This is a genomic window from Arthrobacter melezitosi, assembly GCF_054511055.1.
Window position 1 is genome coordinate 74,426 of the sequence record NZ_JBTNDJ010000002.1, and the last position, 25,046, is coordinate 99,471.

The 25,046-nt window shown below is 68.5% G+C and carries 22 protein-coding genes; 12 read left to right on the top strand and 10 right to left on the bottom strand.

The annotated features are described in order from the left end of the window. The first annotated feature begins 30 nt into the window (after nucleotides 1-30). Entirely contained in the window at nucleotides 31-1,563 is a 1,533-nt protein-coding gene (locus ACX80W_RS03035; protein WP_459280328.1) for an LCP family protein, read from the top strand. Nucleotides 1,564-1,608: 45 nt separating this feature from the next. Here the strand turns inward: ACX80W_RS03035 and ACX80W_RS03040 are convergent, their stop codons facing one another. Further along, nucleotides 1,609-3,558, bottom strand: a complete 1,950-nt coding sequence (locus ACX80W_RS03040) for a M13 family metallopeptidase (RefSeq protein ID WP_459280330.1) — start codon at nucleotides 3,556-3,558, stop codon at nucleotides 1,609-1,611. 272 nt (nucleotides 3,559-3,830) lie between these two features. Between ACX80W_RS03040 and leuA the strand changes: the two genes are divergently transcribed. From leuA to ACX80W_RS03055, 3 genes are read left to right on the top strand one after another with little or no spacing between them, the layout of a single operon-like run. After that, nucleotides 3,831-5,570, top strand: coding sequence for a 2-isopropylmalate synthase (leuA, locus tag ACX80W_RS03045; protein WP_459280332.1), 1,740 nt, complete (start codon nucleotides 3,831-3,833; stop codon nucleotides 5,568-5,570). Nucleotides 5,571-5,604: 34 nt separating this feature from the next. Then, on the top strand, nucleotides 5,605-6,354 hold the full coding sequence (gene recO, locus ACX80W_RS03050) for a DNA repair protein RecO (RefSeq protein WP_459280334.1): 750 nt from the start codon (nucleotides 5,605-5,607) through the stop codon (nucleotides 6,352-6,354). After that, on the top strand, nucleotides 6,351-7,184 hold the full coding sequence (locus ACX80W_RS03055) for an isoprenyl transferase (RefSeq protein WP_459280336.1): 834 nt from the start codon (nucleotides 6,351-6,353) through the stop codon (nucleotides 7,182-7,184). The genes recO and ACX80W_RS03055 overlap by 4 nt, the downstream gene beginning before the upstream one ends. Before the next feature lie 16 nt (nucleotides 7,185-7,200). Here ACX80W_RS03055 and ACX80W_RS03060 read toward each other — a convergent pair whose 3' ends face one another. Continuing rightward, nucleotides 7,201-8,262, bottom strand: coding sequence for an alpha/beta hydrolase (locus ACX80W_RS03060; RefSeq protein ID WP_459280338.1), 1,062 nt, complete (start codon nucleotides 8,260-8,262; stop codon nucleotides 7,201-7,203). Nucleotides 8,263-8,331: 69 nt separating this feature from the next. On the opposite strand from ACX80W_RS03060, the gene ACX80W_RS03065 reads away from it, so the two are divergent. Next, complete coding sequence (locus tag ACX80W_RS03065; RefSeq protein WP_459280340.1) at nucleotides 8,332-9,411, top strand: quinone-dependent dihydroorotate dehydrogenase; 1,080 nt, start codon at nucleotides 8,332-8,334, stop codon at nucleotides 9,409-9,411. A 103-nt stretch (nucleotides 9,412-9,514) separates the two neighbouring features. On the opposite strand, the gene ACX80W_RS03070 is transcribed toward ACX80W_RS03065, so the two are convergent. Further along, entirely contained in the window at nucleotides 9,515-10,108 is a 594-nt protein-coding gene (locus ACX80W_RS03070; protein WP_459280341.1) for a DUF3043 domain-containing protein, read from the bottom strand. Between the two features lie 116 nt (nucleotides 10,109-10,224). On the opposite strand from ACX80W_RS03070, the gene ACX80W_RS03075 reads away from it, so the two are divergent. The 6 genes from ACX80W_RS03075 to ACX80W_RS03100 all read left to right on the top strand — a co-directional run bounded on the left by ACX80W_RS03075 (nucleotide 10,225) and on the right by ACX80W_RS03100 (nucleotide 16,356). Further along, nucleotides 10,225-11,646 carry a dipeptidase gene (locus ACX80W_RS03075; RefSeq protein ID WP_459280343.1) on the top strand — a complete coding sequence of 474 codons (1,422 nt, stop codon included), beginning with the start codon at nucleotides 10,225-10,227 and terminating at the stop codon, nucleotides 11,644-11,646. A 203-nt stretch (nucleotides 11,647-11,849) separates the two neighbouring features. Then, nucleotides 11,850-12,236: a HesB/IscA family protein gene (locus ACX80W_RS03080; RefSeq protein ID WP_459280345.1), complete on the top strand. Its 387-nt coding sequence runs from the start codon at nucleotides 11,850-11,852 to the stop codon at nucleotides 12,234-12,236. Nucleotides 12,237-12,410: 174 nt separating this feature from the next. Continuing rightward, a complete protein-coding gene (gene ctaC, locus ACX80W_RS03085; RefSeq protein ID WP_459280347.1) occupies nucleotides 12,411-13,280 on the top strand; it encodes an aa3-type cytochrome oxidase subunit II in 870 nt (289 codons plus the stop codon). Next, on the top strand, nucleotides 13,280-15,007 hold the full coding sequence (gene ctaD / locus ACX80W_RS03090) for an aa3-type cytochrome oxidase subunit I (RefSeq protein ID WP_459280349.1): 1,728 nt from the start codon (nucleotides 13,280-13,282) through the stop codon (nucleotides 15,005-15,007). The genes ctaC and ctaD overlap by 1 nt, the downstream gene beginning before the upstream one ends. Further along, on the top strand, nucleotides 15,004-15,405 hold the full coding sequence (ctaF, locus tag ACX80W_RS03095) for a cytochrome c oxidase subunit 4 (protein WP_459280350.1): 402 nt from the start codon (nucleotides 15,004-15,006) through the stop codon (nucleotides 15,403-15,405). Before ctaD ends, ctaF begins: the two co-directional genes overlap by 4 nt. A gap of 180 nt (nucleotides 15,406-15,585) precedes the next feature. Then, complete coding sequence (locus ACX80W_RS03100; protein WP_459280857.1) at nucleotides 15,586-16,356, top strand: GntR family transcriptional regulator; 771 nt, start codon at nucleotides 15,586-15,588, stop codon at nucleotides 16,354-16,356. Nucleotides 16,357-16,955: 599 nt separating this feature from the next. On the opposite strand, the gene qcrB is transcribed toward ACX80W_RS03100, so the two are convergent. The 4 genes from qcrB to ctaE form a co-directional block, all read right to left on the bottom strand. Then, a complete protein-coding gene (gene qcrB, locus ACX80W_RS03105) occupies nucleotides 16,956-18,641 on the bottom strand; it encodes a cytochrome bc1 complex cytochrome b subunit (protein WP_459280352.1) in 1,686 nt (561 codons plus the stop codon). 2 nt (nucleotides 18,642-18,643) lie between these two features. After that, nucleotides 18,644-19,666 (bottom strand): cytochrome bc1 complex Rieske iron-sulfur subunit, encoded by a 1,023-nt coding sequence (gene qcrA / locus ACX80W_RS03110; RefSeq protein WP_459280353.1) that lies wholly within the window; start codon nucleotides 19,664-19,666, stop codon nucleotides 18,644-18,646. Between the two features lie 74 nt (nucleotides 19,667-19,740). Continuing rightward, entirely contained in the window at nucleotides 19,741-20,532 is a 792-nt protein-coding gene (gene qcrC / locus ACX80W_RS03115; protein WP_459280355.1) for a cytochrome bc1 complex diheme cytochrome c subunit, read from the bottom strand. An 86-nt stretch (nucleotides 20,533-20,618) separates the two neighbouring features. After that, the gene (gene ctaE / locus ACX80W_RS03120; RefSeq protein WP_459280356.1) at nucleotides 20,619-21,257 is read right to left on the bottom strand and encodes an aa3-type cytochrome oxidase subunit III; all 639 of its coding nucleotides are present in this window, start codon (nucleotides 21,255-21,257) and stop codon (nucleotides 20,619-20,621) included. A 149-nt stretch (nucleotides 21,258-21,406) separates the two neighbouring features. Between ctaE and trpD the strand changes: the two genes are divergently transcribed. Beyond that, complete coding sequence (gene trpD / locus ACX80W_RS03125) at nucleotides 21,407-22,468, top strand: anthranilate phosphoribosyltransferase (protein WP_459280357.1); 1,062 nt, start codon at nucleotides 21,407-21,409, stop codon at nucleotides 22,466-22,468. A 26-nt stretch (nucleotides 22,469-22,494) separates the two neighbouring features. Here the strand turns inward: trpD and ACX80W_RS03130 are convergent, their stop codons facing one another. The 3 genes from ACX80W_RS03130 to ACX80W_RS03140 all read right to left on the bottom strand — a co-directional run bounded on the left by ACX80W_RS03130 (nucleotide 22,495) and on the right by ACX80W_RS03140 (nucleotide 24,781). Further along, nucleotides 22,495-22,776 carry an Lrp/AsnC family transcriptional regulator gene (locus ACX80W_RS03130; protein ID WP_459280358.1) on the bottom strand — a complete coding sequence of 94 codons (282 nt, stop codon included), beginning with the start codon at nucleotides 22,774-22,776 and terminating at the stop codon, nucleotides 22,495-22,497. Between the two features lie 31 nt (nucleotides 22,777-22,807). After that, nucleotides 22,808-23,230, bottom strand: coding sequence for a DUF3054 domain-containing protein (locus tag ACX80W_RS03135; RefSeq protein WP_459280359.1), 423 nt, complete (start codon nucleotides 23,228-23,230; stop codon nucleotides 22,808-22,810). 147 nt (nucleotides 23,231-23,377) lie between these two features. After that, nucleotides 23,378-24,781: a GntP family permease gene (locus tag ACX80W_RS03140; protein WP_459280360.1), complete on the bottom strand. Its 1,404-nt coding sequence runs from the start codon at nucleotides 24,779-24,781 to the stop codon at nucleotides 23,378-23,380. Nucleotides 24,782-25,046: the final 265 nt, after the last annotated feature.

Here is a 25,046-nt window from a genome sequence, read left to right on the forward strand (position 1 = left end):
GATCATTTTGAGCCCGAGGAGGCTGTATCCGTGAGTGAACAAAGCGGTTCGTCGGCGCGCGGTCCGGCGGCCGGGGGTCCCGCCGGGCCGCCGCCGGGACGGCACCTCCGGCGCTCGAAGGGCCGCCGGGCCCTGCAGGCGGCCGCCTTTGCGCTTTCCACGATGCTCCTCGCGGCGGCGGCCTTCGCGGCGGTCCAGGTTTTCCGGCTCCAAATGAACGTCCAGACGCAGCCCCTGAACATCGGCGCGGACCAGCAGGATGAACTCCCCGTTGACCTCAGCACCGACCCCGTGCAGATCCTCGTCCTCGGCAGCGACACGCGGACAGGCAACAGCGGGAAATTCATTGGGGGAGAGGACCTCTCCTCGGGCAGCGGCAACTCCGACGTCATGCTGCTGGTGAACCTCTCCGCGGACCGGTCGAGCGTCTCGGTGATCAGCCTTCCGCGGGACCTGCTCGTTCCCCTGCCGAGCTGCGTCGATCCGGAGACCGGGGACCCGTCGCCTGCCATGGACCTGGGCCAGCTGAACACGGCTCTGAACTCCGGCGGGCCGGGCTGCACCGTCGCGGCCGTCAACGAGCTGACCGGACTCAGCGTCGACCACTTCATGAATGCCGACTTCAATGCGGTCAAGGAGCTCTCCGAGGTCGTCGGCGGCGTCGAGGTCTGCGTCACCGAGCCCGTGGAGGACGAATATTCGGGGCTGAGCCTGCCCGCCGGCACCAGCGAGGTGGAGGGGGACCAGGCCCTCGCCTTCCTCCGGACCCGCCACGGCTTCGGCGACGGCGGGGACGAGGGCCGCATCCGCGCCCAGCAGTCCTTCATGGCGTCCCTCGCCCGGAAGATCCAGGACGAAGGAACCCTGACCAACCTGCCGCGCCTCTACTCCATCGCCGAAACCCTCACGGAGAACCTCACGGTGGACGAGGGCCTGTCGCAGGTCACCGAGATCCTGAAGCTGGCCGACCGCGTGAAGAACGTGGACCTTGCCGATATCGCCTTCGTCACCCTTCCGACGATTCCGTGGGACCAGGACCCGAACCGTCTTGTCCTCGACCCGGAGCCCGCCGAGGAACTGTTCGCCGCCCTGCGCGCGGACCGGAGCCTCACCGGATCGGAGCCGACCCCGTCGGCGTCGCCGGAGCCGGGCACCACGCCCGCCTCGCCGGAGGCCCCGGTGTCCGAGGCGCCGGCGTTCGACCCGGCGTCGGTGCCGCTGCTGGTCGTCAATGGGACGGACGACCCCGACCGGGCGGCCGAACTCCAGGAGATCCTCCGCGACCAGGGCTACGCGCTGGCCAACACGCGGGGGTCCTCCACCGAGGTGCCCTCGACGCAGGTGCTGTACGGTCCGGGATACGAGGACGCCGCAGCCGCCCTCGGCGCCTTGTTCGGCATCGCCAATGTCCAGCTCGTGCCCAGTGCCGCCGTCACGGGCATCGAACTTTCGGTGGGCGCCGACTTCACCTCCGGGTCCAGGCTCCCCGCGGCCGGACTCGGGAACGGCCTCGAGGGCCAGACGGCCGAGCAGACCACCTGCCAGGCGGCGTCCGGGCTGTAGCCGCCGGGCGCAGCGGCACCGGCCCGGAGGCCGGTGCCGCCCACCTCACCAGATGCGCACGCGCTCCTGCGGGTCGAGCCACAGCCCGTCCCCGGGCCGGACCGCGAACGCGTCGTGGAACTCATCGAGGTTCCTGACCACCTGGTTGCAGCGGAACTCATTGGGGGAGTGGGGGTCGACGGTGATCCGGCGTGCCGCCTCCTCCGGGCGGATCTTCTGCCGCCAGCACCTCGCCCACGAAGCGAAGAACCGCTGGGGCCCGGTCTGCCCGTCGATCACCGGGGCCTCCTGCCCGTCCAGGCTCAGCCGGTAGGCGGTGTAGCTGATGCCCAGGCCCCCAAGGTCGCCGATATTCTCCCCAAGCGTCAGCTCACCGTTGACCCTGAGCTGCGGCGCCTCGGCGGGGGACAGGGCGGCGTACTGCTCCACCAGCCGTGAGGTGAGGGCGTCGAAGGCCGCCCGGTCGGCGTCGGACCACCAGTTCTCGAGGGCGCCGCGGCCATCGAACTGGGACCCCTTGTCGTCGAAGCCATGGCCGATCTCGTGTCCGATGACGGCGCCGATCGCGCCGTAGTTGTCGGCCGGGTCGGCCTCGAGGTCGAAGAACGGCGGCTGGAGGATGGCCGCCGGGAACACGATCTCGTTCATCGTCGGCATGTAGTAGGCGTTCACCGTCTGCGGGGTCATCAGCCAGGCCCCGCGGTCGATCGGCCCGCCCAGCCGGTTCAGCTGGCGCACGTGTTCGAACTCGTAGGCCCGGCAGACGTTGCCGTAGAGGTCTCCGGACTCGATGACGAGCGGGCCGTAGTCGATCCATTCGTCCGGGTAGCCGATCTTGGTGGTGAACAGCGAGAGCTTTTCCTTGGCCCGGGCGCGGGTCTCGGCGGTCATCCACCCGAGCGAGTCGATGCTGAGCTCGTAGGCACGGATCAGGTTGCCGACGAGTTCAAGCATTTTCGCCTTGGCGGCCGCGGGGAAGTGGCGCTCCACGTACTCCCGGCCGACCGCTTCGCCGAGGGCGCCCTCGACCAGGGCCACGGCGCGCTTCCACCGGTCCTTCAGCTGCGGGGTGCCCCCGAGGTGCGTGCCGTAGAAGGCGAATACGGCATTCACGAACCGCTCGTCGAGGTAGTCCGCCGCGTGCAGCAGCACCCGCGTCGCCAGCCAGTCCTTCCAGATGGACAGCGGCACCTCGGCGAGGGCGGCGTCGACCGCTGCGAGGTAGGCGGGCTGGGACACGACGAGCTCGGCCGCCAGGGCCGGGTCCCCGGTCACCGTGTCGAGCCACGGCCCCGTGAACGGCGCCAGATCGGCTGCCCCGGCGAGGGTGGAGAGGTTGTAGGTCTTTTGCGGGTCGCGCCGGTCCACGGTACTCATTGAGGCGGCCGCCAGGCGGGTCTCCAGGGTGAAGACGCCGGCCGCCGCCGAACCCGGATCGGGGATGCCGGCCAGGCCGAGCAGCGTCTCCAGCAGCGCCGTGTACTGGGTCCGCGACCCGGCGAATCGCTCCTCGCGGTAGTACGACTCATCGGGCATGCCCAGCGCGGACTGGTAGAGATGCAGCAGGTAGCGTTCGGGGTTCCCGGCGTCGTTGCTGACGTAGGGCGCGGCCAGGCCCTGCACGCCGCTGCGCGTCAGTTCCGCCGAGAGCCGCACGAAGGCGTCGATATCGGTCAGGCCGGCAATCCTGTCGAGCCGTTCCTGCACCGGGGCGGCACCGAGGGCTTCGACGCGGTCGGTGTCCATGAAATTCGCATAGAGCGTGCCGATCTTCGCCAGTGAGCCGTCACCGGCGGGTGCGTCGGCGGCGGATTCGACGATGCCGCGCACCGCCAGCTCGGCGGCATCGGCCAGCTGCGTGAAGACCGCCTCCCGGGCGCGGTCGGCGGGTATCTCGGTGGTCCTCAGCCACTCGCTGTTGACGTACCGGAACAGGTCGTCCTGGGCCCGGACGCCGTCCTCGACGGCTTGTTCTGCGCTTCCGGCGGGCTTCATGGCTTCTCCCTCTGAATGGATGTCGGACGGGGCGGCGCCTCCCGGGATGCGGGCCGGCCGCCCGGCGGCGGGGCCGTTCCCGGGGGCGCCGGGCGCCCCTTAAGGCCATCCTATGCGCGTGCTATCGTGAGATTGTGCGCGCAAAGACGACTCTTCTTATGTGCCGCGGCGGGGCCTCCTAGGACTCTCGAGCTACAGGCCAAACCTCGCTGCGGTGTCTGTGTTGCCCGGCCGCCAGCCTCTAAACGGTTCAAGAGAAAAGGCCCATCGTCATGCAAAACGCACAGCTGAGTTCGGGAATGCCGTTCTGGAAGTACACCCCGTTCCAGGACCAGATCACCGTCGAACTCCCGGACCGCACCTGGCCCGACAAGGTCATCACCAAGGCCCCGCGCTGGTGCGCCGTGGACCTGCGGGACGGCAACCAGGCCCTGATCGACCCGATGAGCCCCGAACGCAAGCACAAGATGTTCGACCTGCTCGTGAAGATGGGCTTCAAGGAGATCGAGGTCGGGTTCCCCTCGGCCTCGCAGACGGACTTCGACTTCGTCCGCCAGCTCATCGAGGGTGACCGCATCCCCGACGACGTCAGCATCCAGGTCCTCACCCAGGCCCGCGAGCACCTGATCGAGCGGACCTACGAGTCCCTCGAGGGCGCCGACCGCGCGATCGTCCACCTCTACAACTCGACATCGATCCTGCAGCGGCGGGTGGTGTTCAACCAGGACCGCGACGGCATCGTCGACATCGCCCTCACCGGCGCACGGCTGTGCCGGAAGTTCGAGGAGGGCCTGAAGAACACCCACGTCACCTACGAGTACTCGCCCGAGTCCTTCACGGGGACGGAGCTCGAGTTCGCCGCCCGCATCAGCAACGAGGTCGCGTCGGTCTTCGAGGCCTCCGCGGACCGCCAGATGATCCTGAACCTGCCGGCCACCGTGGAGATGGCCACCCCGAACGTGTACGCGGACTCCATCGAGTGGATGAGCCGCAACCTGGAGAACCGCTCGAACATCATCCTCTCGCTGCACCCGCACAACGACCGGGGCACCGGCGTGGCGGCGGCCGAACTGGGCTACCTCGCCGGCGCCGACCGCATCGAGGGCTGCCTGTTCGGCAACGGGGAGCGCACCGGCAACGTCGACCTGGTGACCCTCGGCATGAACCTCTACAGCCAGGGCATCGACCCGCAGATCGACTTCTCCGACATGGACGCCGTCCGGCGCACCGCCGAGTACTGCAACCAGCTCTCGGTGCCCGAGCGTTCGCCCTACGGCGGGGACCTGGTGTTCACCGCCTTCTCGGGCTCGCACCAGGACGCCATCAAGAAGGGGTTCGAGGCAATGGAACGCGACGCGGCGGCCGCCGGCGTCGGAGTCGACGAGATCCCGTGGGCCGTTCCCTACCTGCCGATCGACCCGAAGGACATCGGCCGCAGCTACGAGGCCGTCATCCGCGTGAACTCCCAGTCCGGCAAGGGCGGGGTCGCGTACCTGCTCAAGCACGAACACAGCCTCGACCTGCCGCGGCGGGCGCAGATCGAGTTCTCCGCGGTGGTGCAGCGGCGCACCGAGACCGCCGGCGGGGAGATCAGCGGAGCCGAGCTCTGGACGGTCTTCCAGGACGAGTACCTCCCGGCCCGGGCGGACGGCGGCACTCGCTGGGGCCACTATGAACTCACCTCGGTGAACACCGACACCGCCGACGACGGCTCACTGAAGCTCACTGCCACGCTCCTGGTCAACGGCGTGCAGCAGCGGCGCGCGGCCGAGGGCACCGGTCCCATCGATGCGCTCCTGGACATCCTCGGGCAGGACGGGGTGGACGTGCGGGTCCTCGACTACACCGAGCACGCCCTTTCGGCCGGAGGCAACGCGCGCGCCGCGGCGTACGTCGAATGCGCCGTGGGCGGCCGGGTGCTCTGGGGCGTCGGCATCGACGCGAACACCACGATGGCGGCCCTGAAGGCGGTCATTTCCGCGGTCAACCGCGCCGTGCGGGACAGCGCCTGAGGCCCTTCCCCCTGGTTGGTGGGAGACTTGGAGTATGTCCAAAATGTCGGCTTCCCGCACCTACCGCGCCGAAGGCGTGGTGCTGCGGACCTACAAGCTGGGGGAGGCGGACCGCATCATCGTCCTGCTGACCCGTGAACACGGGCAGGTCCGCGCCGTCGCCAAGGGCGTGCGGCGCACCAGCAGCAAGTTCGGTTCGCGGCTTGAGCCGTTCATGGCGGTGGACCTGCAGCTGGCCTCCGGACGGAACCTCGATGTCATCACGCAGGCGCAGACCAGGGGCGCCTACGGACACGGCATCGCAGCCGACTACGGGCGCTACACCGCCGCCGCCGCCATCGCCGAGACGGCCGAACGCCTCACCGACACCGACGGGGAGGCAGCCAGCGCCCAGTACGGGCTGGTCGCGGGGGCGTTCTCCGCGCTCAGCCGCGGGCTGCACCCCTCCGAGCTGATCCTCGACTCCTACCTGCTCCGGGCCCTGGCTACGGCCGGGTGGGCGCCGAGCTTCACCGACTGCGCCCGGTGCGGTGCGCCCGGTCCGCACTCGGCCTTCTCGGCCCCCCTCGGCGGCGCGGTGTGCGCCAACTGCAGGCCGCCCGGATCGGCGTCGCCGGCCCCGGGCACCATGGAACTGCTGGCCGCTCTGCTGTCCGGGGACTGGACCGCGGCCGACGCCTCGGAACCGCCCGCCCGCCGGGAGGCCGCCGGCCTGGTGGCGGCCTACCTGCAGTGGCACCTTGAGCGGGCCGTGAAATCCCTTCGACATGTGGAGCGTGTGTGACCCCGAACCGAACCCCTTCCCCCTCGCCGACGGCGCCCTGGCCCCATCCGAGCGGGGCCCGTCCGCCACGCCTTCCCGCCGAGCTGGTGCCCCGGCACGTCGCGATCGTGATGGACGGCAACGGCCGCTGGGCCAACGAGCGCGGCCTGCCCCGGACCGAGGGCCACCGGGCGGGGGAGGCGGCGCTGCTTGACGTCATGGCGGGGGCGATCGAGATCGGCGTCGAGCACGTGTCGGTGTACGCCTTCTCGACCGAGAACTGGAAGCGCTCACCCGAGGAGGTGCGCTTCCTGATGGGCTTCAGCAAGGATGTGCTGCGCCGGCAGCGCGACCAGCTCAACGAGTGGGGGGTGCGCATCCGGTGGGCCGGGCGCCGGCCCCGCCTGTGGCGCTCGGTCATCGCCGAACTCGAAGAGGCCGAGGAGCACACCCGCGGGAACTCGACCTGCACGCTCACCATGTGCGTGAACTACGGCGGGCGCGCCGAGATCGCCGACGCCGCGCGGGCCATCGCCGAGGAGGTCGCCGCCGGGAAGCTGCGGGCGTCCTCGGTGAACGAGAAGACGATCCAGCGCTTCCTCGACGAGCCGGACCTGCCCGACGTCGACCTGTTCCTGCGCACCTCCGGTGAGCAGCGGCTCTCGAACTTTCTGCTGTGGCAGTCGGCCTACGCCGAGATGGTCTTCATGAACACGCTGTGGCCCGACGTGGACCGGCGGACCCTGTGGCGGGCCATCGAGGAATACGCCGCCCGGGACCGCCGCTACGGCGGCGCCGTCGATGCCGCCGCGGACGCCCCGGTCGACGCCGCCGCGGGCCTGCCGGCCTGACTCCGGCCGGGCCTGCTCACCGCCGCGCCGAAGGGCCCCGGCACCCCAGCCAGCGGTCGAGCTCCGCATAGACCTCCGCGCGCACCGCCTGGCGGGACAACAGGACGTCGTGCAGGGCGCCGTCGAAGCGCGAGATCGTGACGCGGCGGCCCAGGCCGGTCGCCCGGCGGACCATCACCGACACGTCGAGGATGCTGTCGGACTCGAGCATCGCAGCACTCCAGGTGGGGCTGACCGCAGAGCGGGCCGAGGCGAGCACCAGGACCGGCACCTCAAGGGACAGTCCCCGGGCGACGGCGGCGTGGCCGGAAAGCACCGCGGTGAGCCACCCGGCCCGGATCGGGAAGCCGAACTCCGGGCGCCACCGCCGGTCCAGGTTCCACTCACCGTCCGCTTCGCTGCTGATGCTCCGCCAGTAGTAACCGAACTCGGGCAACCGCAGGCGCGCCTTCGGGCGGAACCTCACGAGCGGTTCGAGCAGTCCCTGGGTGGTGTTCCGAAACAGGGCGCTGCCCTGCGTATCCAGCCAGGGGCTGTTGAGGATCAGCGAGGCGATCCGGCCCGGATGCCGGTCCGCCCACAGCGCCGCGGTGAGGGCGCCGGTCGAATGGGCCATCAGGTGCAGCTCCACGGCGGCACCGGGCCCGTGGCGCGCCCCGACCTCGGCCTGCACCGCGGCGAGGGCGGCATCGAGGTCGGGGTCGTACTCCTCCAGGTCCCGCACATAGCCCGGAGTCTGCCACTGCCGGAGGCTCCTGCCGTACTTGCGCAGGTCCAGGGCGAAGAACTCGATGCCCCGCTCCGCACAGAAGTCGGCAAGTTCGGTGTGGAAGAAATAATCGCTCCAGCCATGGAGGTAGAGCAGGACCGGAATTTTCCGGGGCCGCCGTCGCCGGCCGACGGCCCGGGCCAGCGCCGCGCCGAGGGTCCGGGGCCACCGCGCGCCGGACGGATGGGCGGGCACCGGCCGGTGGGAGACCAGCGTGGCGCAGCACGGCCCCTCCTCGTCCGGCGGGAGATCGAGCGTGAGCCTGCTGTAGGCCGGGCCGAGGTGGTCGGGCTCCCAGGTTCTCTCCATCGATCCCAAGTCTTCCGCAACGTCCCGCCCGAGTTGTTCGGGCGGCTGTCCTCATGGGAACTTTAGAGCATGCAGATCTATCCGGCCTTCTTCCGCCTCGCCTTCTCCCGCATGGACGCGGAGCGCGCGCACCGCATCGGCTTCGGCCTGATCCGGCTGGCGGACCGGACCCCGGCGGCATGGCTGCTGAGGCGGTACTGCGGCCCGCACGCGGACCTGCAGACCACGGCCTTCGGCGTCGTGTTCCCCTCGCCCTTCGGCCTGGCCGCGGGCTTCGACAAGGGTGCCCACGGCATTCCCGCGCTGACGGCGCTGGGCTTCGGGCACATCGAGGTGGGAACCGTCACCGGCGCCGCCCAGCCCGGCAACCCGAAGCCGCGCCTGTTCCGCCTCGAGGCCGACCGCGCGGTGATCAACCGGATGGGCTTCAACAACGACGGCGCGGCCGCGGTGGCCCCCCGGCTCGCCGCGGCGCGCAGCCGGCTGGAGCGGACCCACCGCACGAACCGCCCGATCATCGGGGTGAACATCGGCAAGACCAAGACGGTGGACCTGCACGACGCGGTCGGGGACTTCCTCCGCAGCGCCGAGGCGGTGGCGCCGGCTGCCGACTACCTCGTCGTCAACGTCAGTTCACCCAATACCCCCGGGCTGCGGCTGCTGCAGAATGTCGAATCGCTGCGCCCGCTCCTGGAGGCCGTGCGCGCCAAGGCGGACGAGGCCGCGGGCCGGCACGTGCCCCTGCTGGTGAAGATCGCCCCGGACCTGATGGACTCCGACATCGACGACATCGCCGCCCTGGCGCTGGACCTGAAGCTTGACGGAATCATCGCCACCAATACGACAATCACCCGCGCCGGCCTCACCACCGACCCCGCCACCGTGATGGCCAAGGGCGTCGGGGGACTGAGCGGAGCGCCGCTGAAGCAACGCTCCCTCGAGGTTCTCAAGCGCCTCCGGGCCGCCGCCGGCGAGGACCTGGCCATCGTGTCGGTGGGCGGGGTCGAAACCGCCGGGGACGTCCTTGAACGCCTCGACGCCGGGGCGACCCTCGTGCAGGGCTACACGGCGTTCCTCTACGAAGGTCCGCTGTGGGCGGCGCGCATCAACCGCGGCCTCGCCCGGGCGTTCCGCAGCCGGCGGGACTAAACCCCGCCCGGCTTAAACAGCCGCGCCCGGCCCCTGCACGGGACCGGGCGCGGATGGAGGAGGTATCGGGTCCGGGCGCTGGACGTCCGGGCCGGGCCTGAGGCTAGGCCGGATAGTCGCCGCGCTTCACCTGCGGCTTGGGCAGCCGGAGCCGGCGCAGCTGCAGCGCGCGCGTCACGCCGTACCAGAGGTCGCCCGGGTTGGGCGCCCCGAACTTCGCGGTGAGGCGCTTCTTCAGCGTCCGGCGCAGGAAGAAGCAGTCAACGATGACGGCCATGATCAGCACCCAGAACCCGAGCAGCACGGTGCTCTGCACCACGGTGGCCTGGATGAAGCTGAGCACGACGAAAACGAGCGCGGCGATCATGAGGAACTCGCCGAGGTTCCACCGGGCGTCGACGAACTGCCGGATGTAGCGGCGGTTCGCGCCCTTGTCCCGCAGCGGCAGGTACCGCTCCTCGCCCGTGTTCAGGGCCTCCCGGATCCGCAGGCGCTGCTCGGCGGCCGCATTCCGGTTCTGGGTGCGCGCCGCCCGGCGGTCCTCGGGAACCAGCGGCCGCTTGCGGGCGGCCTGCTGGACGCTGCGCTTCGGGGTGGGCGCGCCTTTGCCGGCGCTGCGCTGGCGGTCCTCCCGCTCGCGGCTCGCGTGGTCAATGACATCCTGGGCCACGGGGGCGTCCTTCTTTCGTCCAAACACACCCTCAGGATACCCGTCGGAGGGCCCCGGACTGTACGTCCGGCGGCCGCCCGGCACGCCCGGGTGCCGGCCGCGTCGGGCTGTGGGGCCGGCAGCGCCGTGTGTAGGGTCGGAACATGACATCTCCCGAACCGGCCAACCCGCTGTCCACTCCCGACTACCCGGCCCAGGAGCTGCGCCGCAGCGTCTCCGCGAACTTCCCCGACACCGTTGAGCAGCTCAAGGCCCTCGTGGGTATCCGGGGCATCGCCTGGGAGGCCTTCGACGCCAGCGAACTGGACCGCAGCGCCGAGGCCATTGCCGCCCTGATCCGCGACTCCGGCGTCGACGACGTGCGGATCCTCCGCGTCGACAACGACGGCGTCCCCGGCGGCCCGGCCGTCGTCGCCCGCCGTCCGGCCGCTCCGGGCCAGCCGACGGTGCTGCTGTACGCCCACCACGACGTGCAGCCCCCGGGGGACCCGGATCTGTGGGAAAGCGACCCCTTCACCGCCGTTGAACGCGACGGCCGCCTCTACGGCAGGGGAGCAGCCGACGACAAGGCAGGGGTCATGGCCCACATCGGGGCCCTGCGCGCCCTCGGCGAGGTGCTTGGCGACCGCTTCGGCGTCGGGGTCACCCTATTCATCGAGGGGGAGGAGGAAGCCGGCTCGCCGACCTTCCGCTCCTTCCTTGAGACCCACCGGGACCTGCTGGAGGCCGACGTCATCGTCGTCGCCGACTCAAGCAACTGGAAGGTCGGCGTCCCGGCCCTGACCACCAGCCTCCGGGGGCTCGTCGACGGCACCATCGAGGTGCAGGTGCTCGACCACGCCGTCCACTCCGGAATGTTCGGCGGACCCGTCCTCGACGCGCCGACCCTCCTGGCGCGCCTCATCGCCACCTTCCACGACGACGCCGGCGACGTCGCCATCGCCGGCCTCGCAGGCGGCGACTCCGCCACGGTCGACTACAAGGAGGAGGACTACCGCGCCGACAGTTCGGTCCTCGACGGTGTGCAGCTTGCCGGGACCGGTTCGATCGCCTCCCGCCTGTGGACCAAGCCGGCCCTGTCGATCATCGGAATGGACGTGCCAAGCGTCGCCCTGTCCTCCAACACGCTCCTGCCGAGGGCGCGGGCCAAGTTCAGCCTCCGGCTGGCACCCGGACAGGATCCAGCGCGGGCCATGGAGGCCGTGCGGGAGCACGTCGAGAGCAACGCTCCCTTCGGTGCCCGTGTCACCTTCACCCCCGGGGAGACCGGCAGCGCGTTCTCGACCGACACCTCCGCCCCCGCGGCCCGGCTGGCCCTGGAGGCCCTCGAGGAAGCGTGGGGCGTGGCGGCCGTGGAGGCGGGGATGGGCGGCTCAATTCCGTTCATCGCCGATCTGACGGAGCTCTTCCCCGCGGCGCAGATCCTGATCACCGGGGTGGAGGACCCCGATTCCCGAGCACACAGCGCCAATGAATCCCTGCACCTCGCGGAGTTCGAGCGGGCCGTCCTCGCCGAGGCGCTGCTGCTCGCCCGCATCAACGCCGGGGGACTGTCTGGCCCCTGACGCGTCCGTCCCGGACGGCAGGCCGCCCGCCGTCCGGGACCCACCGCCTCCCAGCAGGAGGGACCCTCCCGCCGGCGGGAAGCCGGCGTGTCCCCACTCACGTGCTTCCGGTGTTAACGCTGCGGGATGCGCGGCGTACCATGGAAGGGACTCCAGAATGCCGCAAGCGGCGTTCAGCAACGGATCCAGGCTAGGAGAGACACATGAGCACCACCACGCCAGAGACCAGCACCGCCCCCGACGAGACAACCGACTCGCTTCCCGAGCACGAAGTGCAGCTCTCCGACGTCGCCGCAGGCAAGGTGCGCAGCCTCCTGGAGCAGGAAGGCCGGACCGACCTCCGCCTCCGCGTGGCCGTTCAGCCCGGCGGCTGCTCGGGCCTGATCTACCAGCTGTACTTCGACGAGCGGGTCCTGGACGGCGACGCTGTCCGCGACTTCGACGGCGTCGAGGTCATCGTTGACAAGATGAGCGTGCCCTACCTTTCCGGGGCCTCAATCGACTTCGAGGACACCATCTCCAAGCAGGGGTTCACCATCGACAACCCGAACGCAGGCGGATCCTGCGCCTGTGGTGACTCCTTCCACTGACCTGCGGTTATGGGGGGCCCGTGGTGCGCGAAATGGCGCGCCACGGGCCCTTTCGCATGTCACACGATGGCTTCGGCGGCGGGTAAGCTCTACAGTGAGTAGTAAAACTGGAGGGGCACCCCGAACTGCATCAGATCGCGGGTGGCAACGCACGTAGAAAAGGATGGTCCGTCTGTGAGTTCGCAGGACCGAACCGGCGGCAAGAGCGCCAGGATCGCAAAGATTTCCAGCATTTCGCTGGCCGGGGCGCTGTTGCTGTCCGGTTGTTCGACGGAAGCCCAAAACGGCTGGCTGCCGGGGGACCGGAACACCACCAACCACACCGGACTGATTACTGACCTGTGGGTGAATTCATGGATTGCGGCCCTCGTGGTCGGCATCATCACCTGGGGCCTCATCATCTGGTGCATGGTCGCCTACCGGCGCCGTCGCAACGACACCGGCTTCCCGCGTCAGCTCAGCTACAACCTGCCGCTCGAAATCTTCTACCTGACCATCCCCCTGTTCATGGTGCTGGTGTTCTTCTACTTCACCCAGCGCGATCAGGGAACCATCGACGCCCGCGTCGAGGACCCGGACGTGATCATCGACGTCCGCGGCAAGCAGTGGTCGTGGGACTTCAACTACGTCAAGGAAAACAAGTACTCCACCGGAGTGCAGGCCGAGCTGACGGGCGAGCCGGGCATCCCCGACAAGCTGCCCACCCTCTACCTGCCGGTCAACAAGAGCGTCGAGCTCCAGCTCCGTGCCCGCGACGTGCAGCACTCCTTCTGGGTGCCGGCCTTCCTGCAGAAGCGCGACCTCTACCCGGGCCGCGTCAACTACATCAACCTCACCCCCACCCAGGAGGGGACGTTTGATGGCAAGTGCGCCGAACTGTGCGGCCAGTACCACTCCGAAATGCTTTTCAACGTGGCAGTCGTCTCTCAGGAGGAGTTCGACGCCCGGATGGAAACCCTCGAGGACGGCCAGCTCGGTGACGAGTACGACCGCGACTCCTACCCGGACACCGACCCCGACTTCGACCCTGCCAGGAGCAGCTGATGTCCACCTACGAATACACCCTTGAGGAAGCCGGCACCGTAGCCGCTCCACGCGTCGTACCGCGCTCCAAAGGCCGCATCGTCGTCAACTGGATCACCTCGACCGACCACAAGACGATCGGGTACATGTACCTGATCGCCTCCTTCGTCTTCTTCTGCTTCGGTGGGGTCATGGCGCTGGTAATCCGCGCCGAGCTCTTCGAACCGGGCCTGCAGATCCTGCAGACCAAGGAGCAGTACAACCAGCTGTTCACCATGCACGGCACGATCATGCTGCTGATGTTCGCCACCCCGCTGTTCGCCGGTTTCGCGAACGTCATCATGCCGCTGCAGATTGGCGCCCCCGACGTCGCCTTCCCCCGCCTGAACGCCCTCGCGTTCTGGTTCTTCCTCTTCGGCAGCACCATTGCGGTCTCGGGCTTCATCACCCCGCAGGGCGCCGCGTCCTTTGGCTGGTTCGCGTACACGCCGCTGTCGAGCACGACCTTCTCGCCGGGCGTCGGCGGTGACCTGTGGGTCTTCGGCCTCGCGCTGTCGGGCTTCGGCACCATCCTCGGCTCGGTCAACTTCATCACCACGATCATCTGCATGCGCGCCCCGGGCATGACGATGTGGCGCATGCCGATCTTCACCTGGAACACCCTGGTGACGGCCATCCTCGTGCTCATGGCGTTCCCGCCGCTGGCCGCGGCGCTGTTCGCCCTGGGCGCCGACCGCCGCTTCGGCGCACACATCTTCGATCCGGAAAACGGCGGAGCCATCCTGTGGCAGCACCTGTTCTGGTTCTTCGGCCACCCCGAGGTGTACATCATCGCCCTGCCGTTCTTCGGCATCGTCTCGGAGATCTTCCCGGTCTTCAGCCGCAAGCCGATCTTCGGCTACAAGGGCCTCGTCTACGCGACGATCGCCATTGCCGCCCTGTCGGTCACCGTGTGGGCACACCACATGTACGTCACCGGTGCGGTGCTGCTGCCGTTCTTCGCGTTCACCACGATGCTCATCGCAGTGCCGACCGGCGTGAAGTTCTTCAACTGGATCGGCACCATGTGGCGGGGTTCCATCACCTTTGAAACCCCGATGCTGTGGAGCCTCGGCTTCCTGGTGACCTTCCTCTTCGGCGGCCTGACCGGCATCATCCTGGCCTCGCCCCCGCTGGACTTCCACGTTTCGGACACCTACTTCGTTGTCGCCCACTTCCACTACGTGGTCTTCGGCACCGTCGTCTTCGCAATGTTCGCCGGATTCTACTTCTGGTGGCCCAAGTTCACCGGGAAGATGCTCAACGAGCGCCTCGGCAAGATCCACTTCTGGCTCCTGTTCCTCGGCTTCCACGGCACCTTCCTCATCCAGCACTGGCTGGGAGTCATCGGCATGCCGCGCCGCTACGCCGACTACCTCCCCGAGGACGGCTTCACCGCGATGAACCAGTTCTCCACCATCGCCTCCTTCGTCCTCGGCGCGTCGCTGATCCCGTTCTTCTGGAACGTGTACATCACCTGGCGCACCGGCAAGAAGGTTGAAGTGGACGACCCCTGGGGCTTCGGTGCCTCGCTCGAGTGGGCCACCTCGTGCCCGCCGCCGCGGCACAACTTCACCTCGCTGCCCCGGATCCGCTCCGAGCGCCCCGCGCTTGACCTGCACCACCCCGAGCTGCAGCAGCAGCACACCGACGAATCCGCCGCCGGCAAGCTGCTCGGCTCCGCTGCCCGGAAGGACGCTAGCCAGTGAAAATCGAGACACGCCTCTTCTCCCTCTTGGCGCCGTTCTTCTTCCTGGTCGGCACCATCTACGGTTTCCTCGTGGACTGGTCGGAGCCCGTAGGGTTCCTCGGGCTGTACCTGACCGGTGGCCTGGCCCTCATGATCGGGTTCTACCTCGGATTCACCGGCAAGCGCGTCGGCATGCGGCCGGAGGACCGGCTCGACGCCGAAATCCACGAAGGCTCGGGGGAGCAGGGACACTTCAGCCCCTGGAGCTGGTGGCCCCTGTTCCTTGGCCTGTCGGCCGCCGCAGGATTCCTCGGCATGGCCATCGGCTGGTGGATCCTCTACATCGGCCTCGGCTTCACCGTCATCGCCCTCGTCGGCTGGGTTTACGAGTACAGCCGCGGGGCCCACGCCCACTAAGCTCCCAACCCCGCAAAACCCGAAGGACCCGCATCTGGTGCGGGTCCTTCGGCGTTGGAGGGGTTCCTCGGAGAGCGGTGGGTTTCGATAGACTCGGAGCCACCCGGCGGTCGGCCGCCGGGCCCATGGAACCACCGATCTGGAAAGCTGGCGACAGTGGCCGCAACCGCACCGAAACTCCTGGGGGTACCGGCCCTTGACGAGGCCTCGCCCGTAGCCAAACACGTCCAGCTGCGGGAGATCCTGCGCGCCTACATCCTGGAGCGGGCCGCGCCCGGCTCACCGATTCCCTCCGAGCGCCAGCTCTCCACCCATTTCGGCGTCGCCCGGATGACGGTGCGTCACGCCATCGACGCGCTGGTGGCGGAGGAGGTACTCGAGCGGATCGTGGGCCTTGGGACGTTCGTGGCCCACGCCAAGCTCGACCTGCAGGTCAAGCTCACGTCCTACAGCGAGGAGATGCTCCGCCGGGGGATGGTTCCCGACGCCCACGTGCTCAGCTTCGAACAGATCGGCGCGACGCCCCTGATCGCCCGTGAACTGCAGATCGAGCTGGGGCAGCCCGTGGTGCGGTTCCGGCGGCAGCTGCTCGCGGACGGCGAACCCATGAGCGTCGATGAGAACTTCATCCCCGCCCACCGGGTGCGGGGGATCCTCGACGATCCGCCGCCGGCCTCCCTCTACAACGTGCTGAGCGAGAAGTACGGGCTGGTGATGGAATGGGGGGAGGACACCATCGAGGCGACGGCGGCGTCGCCGTCCATCGCCCGGCTCCTGAATGTGGAAATGGGCTCTCCGCTGCTCAAAATCCAGCGCCACGCCTATGTGGCCCGGACCATGGTGGACTACTCGGTGTCCTACTACCGGGCCGACCGCTATAAGCTCTGGGTGCCCCTCCAGCGCCCTGGAGCGCGCACCCCGCGCGCCTACACCTCGAACCGGTTGCACTAGCGCTGCTGCCGGCCGCTGTACGGCAGCGGTGCCCGCATGGTCAAGGGCGGGCCAATCGCGGTGCTGCCTCCCGCCGAGTTCGCACGTCACCACGCTCTGACGGCCGCGAAGCGTGGTGAGCTGCAGTTTCGGCGGACGGTGCCAGCCAGGGACGCGGGGCGGGCACCGCGTGACCGAGTTCCTTCCGCCGAGTTCGCACGTCACCACGCTCTGACGGCCGCGAAGCGTGGTGAGCTGCAGTCTCGGCGGACGGTGCCGGCCAGGGACGCGGGGCGGGCACCGCGTGACCGAGTTCCTTCCGCCGAGTTGGCACGTCACCACGCTCTGCGGGCCGCTAAGGGTGGTGAGCTGCAGTCTCGGCGGGCGGCGCCGGCCAGGACGCGGGGCGGGCGCCAAGAGGCCTGACTTGGCCCACGAGTGGCCGGCCCCCGGCCTCCTCCCGCCGAGTCGGCAGATAACCACGCTCTGCGGGCCGCTAAGCGTGGTGAGCTGCAGTCTCGGCGGGCAACCACGACGGCGAGCCGGAGTTCAGGGGACGCAAAAGGGCCCGGACAGCGTGGATGCTGTCCGGGCCCTCGTGACCAGGTGGCGATACCGACCTAGTGGCTTGCGATGGACTCCCGGTCCTGGGAATCGGCAAGTTCACCATGGTGGCCGGCGTGGGCCGCCCTCAGTTCCGCCGGGGTGACCGGGGCGACCCGGTCCTCGAAGAAGAACCGTGAGGCGCGGCTGCGCAGCTTCTCCGACCGGCTGATGTGGCCGTTGCCATCCGCGACGGGGGCGTAGACCTCCGGCGACTCGAAGCTGACCAGCTCGTAGCGCTTGTACTCATCGACGGGCTCGTGGACCTCGATGAACTCGCCGTGGGGCAGCCGAACGATCCGGCCGGTCTCGCGGCCGTGCAAGGCGATCTCGCGGTCCTTGCGCTGCAGGGCCAGGGCTATGCGGCGGGCGACGATGAACCCGAGGACCGGGCCGACGAAGGTCAGGGCCCGCTGCCAGTAGAGCACGTCGTTCAGCGACACCAGGAAGTGCGTCGCGATCAGGTCCGAGCTGGCCGCGGACCACAAGACGCAGTAGAACACGACGCCGGCGACGCCGATGCCCGTGCGCGTCGGGGCGTGGCGCGGACGATTGAGCAGGTGGTGTTCGCTCTTGTCCTTCGTCACCCACGCCTCGATCCACGGCCAGGTGAACATCAGGGTGAAGACGATCAGGGCCGGAACCAGTGCCGGGAAGATCACGTTGAAGGAGAAGGTGTTCACGCCCCAGGGGAACGGGATGTTCCACTCGAAGTCGAAGTTCGGGCCAAGAGTTCCCGGCATCAGGCGCAGTGCGCCGTCGACCCAACCGATGTACCAGTCGGGCTGGGTACCGGCGGACACGGGGGAGGGGTCGTAGGGGCCGTAGTTCCAGATCGGGTTGATCGTGAAGGCCGCGGCGATGGCGGCGATGACGCCGAACACAACGAAGAAGAATCCACCGGCCTTGGCGGCGTAGACCGGACCGACCGGGTAGCCCACGACGTTGTCGTTGGTGCGGCCGGGGCCGGGGTACTGGGTGTGCTTGTGGATGACCACCAGGAAGAGGTGGGCAGCGATCAGCAGCAGGAGCACGGCGGGGATCAGCAGGATGTGCAGCACGTAGAGGCGCCCGATAATCGCGGTGCCGGGGAACTCTCCGCCGAACAGGAAGAAGCTGATATAGGTACCGACCACCGGGAGTGCCTTTACGACGCCGTCGATGATGCGCAGGCCGTTGCCCGAAAGCAGGTCATCGGGGAGGGAGTAGCCGGTGAAGCCGGCAGCGAGGCCCATGATCAGGATGGTCGAACCGATGACCCAGGTCATTTCCCGGGGCCGGCGGAACGCGCCGGTGAAGAAGACGCGGAGCATGTGCACCGCGTTGCCCGCGACGAACAGCAGGGCGGCCCAGTGGTGGACCTGGCGCATGAAGAGGCCGCCGCGTACATCGAAGGTGATGTCGAGCGACGAGGCGTAGGCCACAGACATCTCCACACCGCGCAGCGGCAGGTAGCTGCCGTCGTAATGCGTCTCGGCCATTGAGGGGTCGAAGAAGAACGTCAGGAACGTGCCCGAGAGGAGCAGGATGACGAAGCTGTAGAGGGCGACTTCGCCGAACATGAACGTCCAGTGGTCGGGGAAGATCTTCCGCCCGAACTCTTTGATCATGCCGGCGCCGCCGAACCTGGTGTCGACGAACGAGGCGACCCGGCCGACCCGGGTCTTCGCCTCGTAGGGTTGTGTCACGGTTGAGCTGCTCATGGTCAGCCTCGCTCCCAGAAACTAGGTCCTACGGGTTCTTGGAAATCGCTCTGGGCGACGAGGTAGCCCTCGTCGTCGACTGCGATGGGCAGCTGGGGGAGCGGTCGCGCAGCCGGGCCGAAGATGACCTTGCATTCCTGCGCGAGGTCAAAGGTGGACTGGTGGCACGGGCACAACAGGTGATGCGTCTGCTGTTCGTAGAGCGCTACCGGGCAGCCAACGTGGGTGCAGATCTTCGAATAGGCGACGATTCCGTCGTATCCCCAGTCCTCGCGGCCTTCCGATGGGTTGAGTGATTCCGGGTCGAGGCGCATCAGCAGGACAACGGCCTTGGCCTTTTCCTCGAGCTTGTTCTCGGCCTCGTTCAGCCCCTCGGGGATGACGTGGAAGGCGGATCCGATGGTGACGTCGGAGGCCTTGATCGGGGTGCCGCTGGGGTCGCGGGTGAGGCGCGTTCCGGCCTCCCACAGGGTGTGGCGCAGCGCGTTGCCGGGCAGCGGTCCGAGGTCCCTGAAGATGAAGATGGCCGGAAGCGGGATCAGCATGGCCGCCCCGATGAGGCTGTTGCGGATGAGGGGACGGCGCTTGATGCCACTCTCATCGAGGATGGTGTTGACGATCGCCTCGGCCTCGGCGCGGTCCTTCTCCTGGGGAGGATGCCGGTCATCGGTGAGCTCGTGGTCGGGCATCAGGGTCTTACCCCAGTGCACTGCGCCGATTCCGATGCCGAGCATGGCGAAGGCGGTGCCCAGGCCGAGGATGAGGTTCTGGATGCGCAGCCGCTCGACCGTGTCGTTCAACGGGATGAAGAAATATCCGACGAAGAAGATCAGGGTTCCAATGACCGAGAGGGCGAAGAGCAGTGCGACCTGGCGCTCGGCCCGCTTCTCGGCCCTCGGATCGGTGTCTGCGAGCCGCGGGCGGTGCGGCGGGAGGCCGGGGTCGGCGAACGTGTCGACCCCACCCTGGCCCTGCGTAGCTACGGTGACCGACGTATGCGGGCTGCCGTGACTATTGTCGGCCATGATCCCTCTCATCCTTCTTTAGATGCTTCAATGTGTAATTCGTGTAAACCGTTGGGCCGGACGGGTCCGGGCGATTAGGACGACCGTGAGGTCAGCCACACCGTGAACGCGACGATCACTCCGAGGCCGGCGACCCAGATGAACAGGCCTTCGGAGACCGGGCCGAGCGAGCCGAGGTCGGCTCCGCCGGGGGAACCCTGCTCTTCGATGGTCTTCAGGAAGGCGATGACGTCGCGCTTGTCCTCGGGGGAGATGTTTGCGTCGTTGAAGACGGGCATGTTCTGCGGGCCGGTGACCATGGCCTCGTAGATGTGCTTCTCGCTCGAGCCTTCGAGCGAGGGGGCGAACTTGCCGCGGGTCAGGGCGCCGCCGGCTGCCGCCGCGTTGTGGCACATTGCGCAGTTGACGCGGAAGAGCTCGCCACCGTTGGCGGGGTCGCCCTCGGAGGCGTCAAGGATTTCCTCGTCCGGGATTGCCGGTCCGGCGCCGAGTGTGGCGACGTAGGCGGCCAGCTGGCGGGTCTGCTCTTCGGTGAACTGGACCGGCTTGACCTGGGCCTGCGGGCCGTCCATCTGCAGGGGCATGCGTCCGCTGCCGACCTGGAAGTCGACCGAGGCGGCACCGACTCCGACGAGCGAGGGTCCGGCGTCTGAGCCCGAGGCGCCCAGCCCGTGGCAGGAGGCGCAGTTGGCGGCGAACAGCTTTTCGCCTTCTTCGGCGTCATTCGCGGAGAAGGACTCGGTCTGGGCCTGCGCCTGGTTGGCTGAGCTGGCCGCGGCGTAGATTCCGCCGGTCATGAGCAACGCCATCAGCAGCAGTGCGATTGCTGCGAGGGGGTGGCGCCGCCTCTGAGATAGTGCCTTCACGCGATGGTTCCTGTCTTCTGTACTGCCATGGCTGCTGTGCTTCCTCGTCGAATTCTACCTTCAGTAGAAAAGTCTACCGCAGGAGGCTATTTGAGGAAGTAAATGATGATAAAGAGTCCGATCCAAACTACGTCGACGAAGTGCCAGTAGTAGGAGGTCACGATCGCCGATGTCGCTTCGAAGTGCCCGAAGCGGCGGGCCGCATAGGCACGCCCGATAATCAGCAGGAACGCGATGAGTCCGCCGAGGACGTGGAGGCCGTGGAAGCCGGTCGTGATGTAGAACGCCGACCCGTAGGAATCCGAGGAAAGCGCGACGCCTTCGGAGACGAGCTGCGCGTATTCGTAGGCCTGGACGGCGACGAAGATCCCGCCGAGGACGAAGGTGAGGAGGAACCACTCAACCATTCCCCAGCGGCCCAGGGACAGGAGCCCTCCGGTGCGCCGCGGCTGCAGGCGTTCGGCGGCGAACACCCCGAACTGGCAGGTGACGGAGCTTGACACCAGGATGATGGTGTTGATCAACGCGAACGGCACGTTGAGCTTGTCCGACCCCTCGGCCCACATCTCACCCGAGGTGGAGCGGAGCGTGAAGTACATGGCAAAGAGGCCGGCGAAGAACATCAGCTCGCTCGAGAGCCACACCACGGTTCCGACGGAGACCATGTTGGGACGGTTGAGCGCGGGATGTGGGGCGGCGCTGGGGGCTTGGGTCGCAGATGTCACGAACTCATTATGGCGCTAAAAGTTCCCTCTTCACCAACGTCTAAGGGCCTGCGGCGCGTCCCGGGAGGGCCCCACCGGCCTGTGATCCGCGTAACGGCGCGGAAGTTGGGGGGTGATGACTTTCTACAATTCGTAGATAACCTTGGAGTGTGACCACAATTTTGCGCGCTGACGAGGCCAAACATTCATGGCCACCGCTGTTCTCGGCCCTGGTTTCGGGCCGGGATCTGACCTCGGCGGAGGCGGGCTGGGCGATGGAAAACATCATGTCCGGGGAGGCGACCCACGCCCAGATTGCCGGCTTCCTGCTGGGGCTGCGCGCCAAGGGGGAGTCGGTGGAGGAACTCACCGGGCTCGTGGAGGCGATGCTCGGCCGGGCCCGGCGGATCACGGTGACCGGCCCGGCCCTCGACATCGTGGGCACGGGTGGGGATGGACTCAATACCGTGAACATCTCCACCATGGCTTCCCTTGTCGCAGTCGGCGCCGGGGCCCGGGTGGTGAAGCACGGCAACCGGGCCGCTTCGTCGTCCTCGGGAGCTGCGGACGTGATCGAGGCGCTCGGCGTCCGGCTGGACCTGACCCCCGACGACGTGGCGCGGTGCGTGGAGGAGGCGGGCATCACGTTCTGCTTCGCCCAGGTCTTCCATCCCTCAATGCGCCATGTCGCGGTGCCGCGGCGCGAGCTTGGGGTGCCGACCGCGTTCAACTTCCTCGGTCCGCTGAGTAACCCCGCCGGGGTGCAGGCACAGGCCCTGGGCTGTGCCGACGCACGGATGGCGCCCCTGATGGCCGGGGTCCTCGCGGCCCGGGGTGTGCGGGCCCTCGTGTTCCGCGGCAGCGACGGCAGGGACAAGCTGACCACCAGCGGGTCCTCCACCATCTGGGAGGTGCGCGGGGACCGGATCACCGAGCACCTGGTGCACCCCGGGGACTTCGGCGTCGCTGAGACCGGCGTCGACGCGCTGCGCGGAACGGACGCCGCGGGCAATGCGCTGATCGTGAGGCGCCTGCTGGCAGGCGACAAGGGGCCCATCCGCGACGCCGTCGTCCTCAACGCGGCCGCCGGCCTGGTGGCGCTGGATGAGGACCATGAGGAGCCGCTGGTGGACCGGCTCCGGGCCGCCACGGTCCGGGCCCGTGAGTCGATCGACTCCGGGGCCGCACTGGCCGCCCTCGAGCGCTGGGTGGCGGTCAGCGCGTCCTTCTGACCGGCGCGGGGGCGGTCCTGCCGGGTCTAGCTGTCGAATCCGAGCGAGAAGGCGGCGTCGAGGTCGTGCTTGGAGTAGGACCGGAAGGCGATCTGCGTCGTCGTCGACTCTACGCCCTCGACCTTCGAGAGGCGGTCGGCGATGACGTCGGCCAGGTCCTCGTGGCGGGCTACCCTGGCCATCGCGATCAGGTCCCATTCACCGGTCACCGAATACACCTCGCTGATGCCTTCGATTTCGGAGATTTCCTGCGCGCACTCGGGGATGCGCGCGGAATCCGTCTGAATGAGGACAAAAGCGGTGATCATGGTCGGCCTTTCCACTGAAATGGGTACTTCCTCACCGTACCGCCTGTTTTCCGCGGCCGGAGCGGGCACGCCCGCGGCCCCGCGCGGCGGCCACCAGCAGCCGCGGCAGGAGCAGCAGCAGTCCAAGCACCGCGAGGGTGACGACCTGGAAGCTCAGGGCCACACCGCCGCCGGAGAGGAACCGCAGCAGCAGCCCGCCGGCCACGGTGGTGAGCCAGATTCCGACACCGGTCGGCCAAAGGCGCCGCGGGTTCCGCCAGGCGCGCAGGCCCACCCATCCGGCGGCGCAGGCGACGACGAAGGGCGCGGCCGTGCCCGCGATTCCGGCGGCGGTCAGTCCGTGCTCGTGGGTGCTGCGGCCGGAGGCGGCGAACAGGATGATCGCGGCGATGTCGACCACCAGCCACGGCCAGAGGCCGTGCGCGGGTCGGGATGCCGGGTGCGGGGATGCCATAGGACAACTTTATGGCCTCATCGGGCCCGGAGGCGGGCGCCCTCGGGTTAACCGCGGCCGCTGCCGGTCCGGCGGATCGGGGGCCGAGCCCGGAGGCAGCCGGCTCACGCCCGGGCTTCGGGGCCGTCCGGCCGCTGGGCCGGCCCGCTATCCGGCCAGTCCTGCCAGCGCGAAGATGGCTGCGGCGATGACGAAGCCCATCACGCCGATCAGGGTTTCCATGACGGTCCAGGTGGCCAGGGTGGTCTTGACGTCCATCCCGAAGAAGCGGCCCACGAGCCAGAACCCCGAGTCGTTGACGTGGGAGACGACCACTGATCCGGCGGCGACGGCGATCACCAGCGCGGCCAGCTGCAGGCCGTTGAACCCCGCATCGGCCACGGCGGGTGCAATCAGTCCGGCCGTGGTGGTGAGGGCCACCGTCGCGGATCCCTGGGCGATGCGCAGGATTGACGAGATCATGAAGCCGGCGACAATGAGGGGAATACCCACCCCGCCGAGCACGTCGGCGAGGGCCGCGCCGATGCCGGAGGTGCGGAGCACTCCGCCGAACATGCCACCCGCACCGGTGATGAGGATGACCGAGCAGACAGGACCCAGCGACGATTCGAGGAGTTTCTCGAGGGCGCTGCCGCTGGTCCCGCGGCGCCGGCCCAGCACGAACATGGCGACCAGGACCGAGATCAGCAGCGCCACGGGAGTCTCGCCCAGCGCGCGGAGGAGCTGGTACCAGGTCGCGTCCGCCGCCGTCGCGGGCAGCAGGCCGCCCGCGGCCGCGGTGTTGAGGCCGGTGTTGAGGAAGATGAGAACCAGCGGCAGCAGGAGCACACCGACAACGGTGCCGAAGCGCGGGGGGTGGGCATCGGCCTCTGCGTCCGCGTGGCCGAGCAGTTCCGGAACGGGAAGGACAAGCTTCCGGCCGGTCCGCAGGCCGTAGAGGTAGGCGGCGACGAACCAGGTGGGAATCGCGGTGATGAGCCCGGCGATGACGACGAGCCCGACGTTCGCTTCGAAGAAGGTCGAGGCGGCGACCGGGCCCGGGTGGGGCGGCAGGAAGATGTGCATCACCGAGAAGGCGCCGGCAGCGGGAAGGCCGTAGCGCAGGACGCCGCCGCCGAGGCGGTGGGCGACGGCGAAGACGACCGGCAGCATCACCACGAGCCCGGCGTCGAAGAAGATCGGGAAGCCGAATATCAGTGAGGCAAGGCCGAGCGCGAAGGGAGCCCGGTGCTCACCGAACCTGCCGATGAGGGAGTCGGCAAGGGTTTTAGCACCGCCGCTGGTCTCGACGATCCGCCCCAGCATCGCGCCCAGGCCCACCAGCAGTGCCACAGTGCCCAGGGTGGTGCCGAATCCGTTGATGAGCACGGGCACCACCTGGTTGGCCGGGATGCCCGTGGCGAAGGCGGTTCCGAGGCTGACCAGGATCAGGGCGAGCAGCGCATGGAGGCGCAACTTGATGATGAGGAACAGCAGGACGGCGATGGCGGCGGCCGCGATGAGCAGCAGCGGACCCGCGCCAAGTGTTTGGGTCCATCCTTCGATTTCCATGAATTTCCTTCCAATCACCTGGGGCAGGTTGTACCGGACAGACAATGGCGCCGACGGCCGGATGGAACCGGCAACCTCCGCGTCGGTTGATCCTACCTGTCGGGCAGCCGCCGTCTGCGGTGCGTGTCCTGTGTCGGAAGAACCTGCCCGTTGGCGGAAGCGGGCAGGTTCATGGGTGCCGGAGCGGGGATTTTCCGGTGGGTGGCACCGAATGGCCCATGGCGGGAAAAGCGGATAAAGCCGGTGAATGTATTTGCAAATGTAT